Genomic DNA, 3,353 nt, shown 5'->3' with positions numbered 1-3,353 from the left:
GCTCGCCGCACCTGGCGAAGCCGAGGGCCGGATCTTCAACATCTCCGGCGGCGAGATGCTGCCGGTCCGCCGCATCGCCGACGCGGCCTGCATCCGCGCTGGCTTGCACGCGCGCTGGCGGCCGATGCCGCTCGCGCCGGCGATGCTGGCGGCGGGCTTGATGGAAGCGGTGGCGCTGCGGTTGCCCGGCCGGCCCGAGCCGCCGGTCACCCGCTACGGGCTCGGCCTCTTCGCCTATGCGCAAAGCCTCGATCTTTCCAAGGCGAAACGCATTCTCGGCTGGGCGCCGAAAATCTCGTTCGAGCAAGGGCTCGATCGCACCTTTGCCGGCGGGGCCAAGCCATGAGGATCGTCTTCGCCAACAGCGCCTGGGTCAACGCCGCCGAGCGGCTGATCCTGCGCGGCGGTACCTGCAAAAGCGTCAGGCTGCGTGTCCGCTACGGGCTGTTCTTTCACCCCGCCGCCGGACCGGTGCTGGTCGACACCGGCTACACGCCGGAAGCGCTGAGCGGCGAGCGTCGCGGCCGGATGCTTCGGCTCTACGGCGCGCTGCTGAAACCTCAGCTCAATGCCGACGAGCAGGTTCTGTCGGTGCTGCGCCGTTTCGGCCTGTCGCCTGACGATATCCGCACAGTCATCGTCACCCATTTTCACGCCGACCACATTTCCGGCCTGTCGCTGTTCCGCAACGCGCGTTTCATCGCCAGCGAAACCGTCTGGGCGCGGGTCAAGGCGCGCACGCCGGGCCAGAATTTGCGCCATGGCGTCTTCATCGAATTGTTTCCCGCCGACTTCGAGTCGCGGCTCGATGGACTATCCGGCAAGCCGCGCATCGAGCCTCTCGGCGGCATGCCGGGCGGCATGGATCTCTTCGGCGATGGCAGCGTGATCGGTGTCGATCTTCCAGGCCACGCCGATGGCCAGTTCGGCCTGTTGTTCAATCGCCTCGAGCGACCGCTGCTCTATGCCGTCGACGTGCAATGGCTGCTCGCCGCTTTGATCGAGAACCGCACGCCCGGTTTCCCGGCCACCCTGATCGCCGAGGATGCGGCGGCGATCGAGCCGACCAGCGCCACGCTGCGCCGCTTCCTCAGCACGGGCGGCGAGGTGATGCTCTGCCATGATCCCGCGCCGACGCCTTATGACCTGGCGCCGGAGATTGCATGAACCGGCTGGCCGAAGCGGTAGGATCTTTCGCTCTGACGCGCTGGGTGTCGCGCAAGAGCCGCGCGGATTTCGAGCGCTGGCAGGCAGGCGCCTTGCGCCGCTTCCTCGACCGCGACCGGCCGCGCGCGCCCTTTTACGGCAAGGCGCCGGCCTGCCTCACCGACCTGCCGGTCACCGACAAGGCGCTGCTGATGGCGCGCTTCGATGAATTCAACATCCACGGCCTCACCGCCGCGCAAGCCTGGGCGACGCTGGCGCATGACGGCCGCGCCGGCGCGCTCACCGTCGGCGCCAGCACAGGCACCTCCGGCAATCGCGGCCTGTTCGTGATTTCGGAAGCGGAGAAATACCGCTGGCTGGGAACGATCCTCGCCAAGGCGGCGCCCGACCTTGTTTGGCGCGGCATGCGCGTCGCCGTCATCCTGCCGCAGAACACTGGGCTTTACGACAGCGCCCGCACATCGCACCTGATCAAGCTTGCCTTCTTCGACCTAACGAAAGGGCCGGAAAGCTGGCGCCGAGAACTCGAAGGCTTTGACCCGACGGTCGTCATCGCGCCGCCCAAGATCCTGCGGCATTTCGCAAGCGAGGGATTTCGGCTACGTCCGAAGCGTATCTTCTCGGCGGCGGAAACGCTCGATCCGGTCGACCGGCCGGTGATCGAAAATTTCTTCAGCCTGCCGCTCGATCAGATCTACATGGCGACCGAAGGGCTACTCGCCGTGACCTGCAGACAGCGCGGCCTGCATCTTGCCGAAGACTCCGTCTTCTTCGAATTCGAGCCGGCGGGCGAGGGGCTGGTGACGCCGCTGGTGACAGCCTTTCGCCGTCAAACCCAGATCATGGCCCGTTACAGGATGAACGACCTGTTGCGCTTGTCCAAAGAACCTTGTCGGTGTGGTTCGCCGCTGCGCTGCGTGGATGAGATCGTCGGCCGCATGGACGATGCTTTCCGATTCACGTCGCCGGACGGCCCGATCCTGGTCACGCCCGATGTGCTGCGCAACGCGGTGCTCAAAGCCGATCGCCGCATCGACGATTTCCGCCTCGTCCAGACCGGGCCGGAGAGCATCGAGTTCAGGCTTCAGCCGACGCTCCCGGACGATGCGGCGGCGGCCGCGCATCAGGCGGTTCGCGCGCTCCTGGAAATGCGAAAGGCGGCCGCCACCGTGACGCTCGTCCGCGCGCCGCTGCCGTTGGAAACAAGCCGCAAGCTGCGCCGCGTCGAATGCCGCCTGGAGCCGGCGCGATGACGGGCGCGGCGACGATGGAAAGGCCCGTGCAGCAGCACGACCGCGTCGAGAACAAGCCGGCAAAGGTCGCGGCCTTTGTGGGGCTTTTCAACGAGATACCCGTGCGCGATCTCATCGCCAACCTCAAGACGAAGGTGGAAACCTTCGAAATTGCCGGCCGCGTTTTCCCGCTGACGCTGAACGACGCCGATGAAGCGCCCAATTGCTACATCTGCTGCCCGACCAGCGCATATATCGACTACGCGATGGACGAGACGCGCAACTTCGCCGCCCATCGGCTGCTCAAGCGCGCGCTCAACGCCCTGATCGGCGCCTGCGCGCCTTTAGTCAGGGCAAGCGGCCTCGACCATCAGGCGCAGGTCAACAACTGGCTCTATTCGACCAATCCGGTGCCGCTGCTCGACCGGCCGACAGTTGCGTCGCTGCGCTCGGCCTTGACCGCGCGTTTCCCCGATCGCGCCATCGTCATCCGTTCGTTGAACGACATCGCCGATCCGGCGACGATTGCCGTCTTGAAGGCCGAGGGGTTCCGCATGCTGGCGGCGCGCCAGATCTACATCTTCGCCGACCGCAGCGCCGCGCCCGCCATGACGCGCGACATGAAGCGCGATCGCGCCCGCCTGCGTGCGACACCGTTCGAGCGGGTCGGAAACGGCGATTTCAGCGAGGCTGACTATGCCCGCGCCGAGCAGCTCTACGATATGCTCTACCTCGACAAATACACGCCGCTCAATCCGCACTACACGGCCCGTTATATCGCCGAGATGCACCGGCGCGGCATCATCAGCCTGGCGGGATTGCGCCGGCCAGGCGGCGAGCTGGTCGCCGTCACCGGCTTGTTCGAAAACGGCCGCACGTTGACCCAGCCGATCGTCGGCTACGACACCAGCCTGCCGGTGGCCGAGGGGCTCTACCGCATGGTGATGGCGGGGG

Annotated in this window: 3 protein-coding genes and 1 pseudogene; all 4 read left to right on the top strand. The window is 66.4% G+C overall.

What is annotated here, in order from left to right; all coding sequences use genetic code 11:
- Positions 1–346, top strand: a pseudogene (locus tag EOA28_RS29645) (GDP-mannose 4,6-dehydratase); the annotation flags it as partial.
- Positions 343–1,167: an MBL fold metallo-hydrolase gene (locus EOA28_RS29640; protein WP_127251106.1), complete on the top strand. Its 825-nt coding sequence runs from the start codon at positions 343–345 to the stop codon at positions 1,165–1,167. The pseudogene EOA28_RS29645 and the gene EOA28_RS29640, both read left to right, overlap by 4 nt.
- The gene (locus EOA28_RS29635; protein WP_127251107.1) at positions 1,164–2,420 is read left to right on the top strand and encodes a F390 synthetase-related protein; all 1,257 of its coding nucleotides are present in this window, start codon (positions 1,164–1,166) and stop codon (positions 2,418–2,420) included. Before EOA28_RS29640 ends, EOA28_RS29635 begins: the two co-directional genes overlap by 4 nt.
- Positions 2,417–3,353 (top strand): GNAT family N-acetyltransferase (locus tag EOA28_RS29630; protein ID WP_189342238.1); only part of this gene is annotated, 937 nt, incomplete at its 3' end. The genes EOA28_RS29635 and EOA28_RS29630, both read left to right, overlap by 4 nt.

Origin of the sequence: Mesorhizobium sp. M2A.F.Ca.ET.067.02.1.1 (genome assembly GCF_004023285.1) — a bacterium.
In the GTDB taxonomy this organism is placed as follows: Bacteria; Pseudomonadota; Alphaproteobacteria; order Rhizobiales; family Rhizobiaceae; genus Mesorhizobium.
The sequence above is the reverse complement of the archived record's forward strand: the minus strand, read 5'-3'. Positions and strand labels throughout refer to the sequence as shown.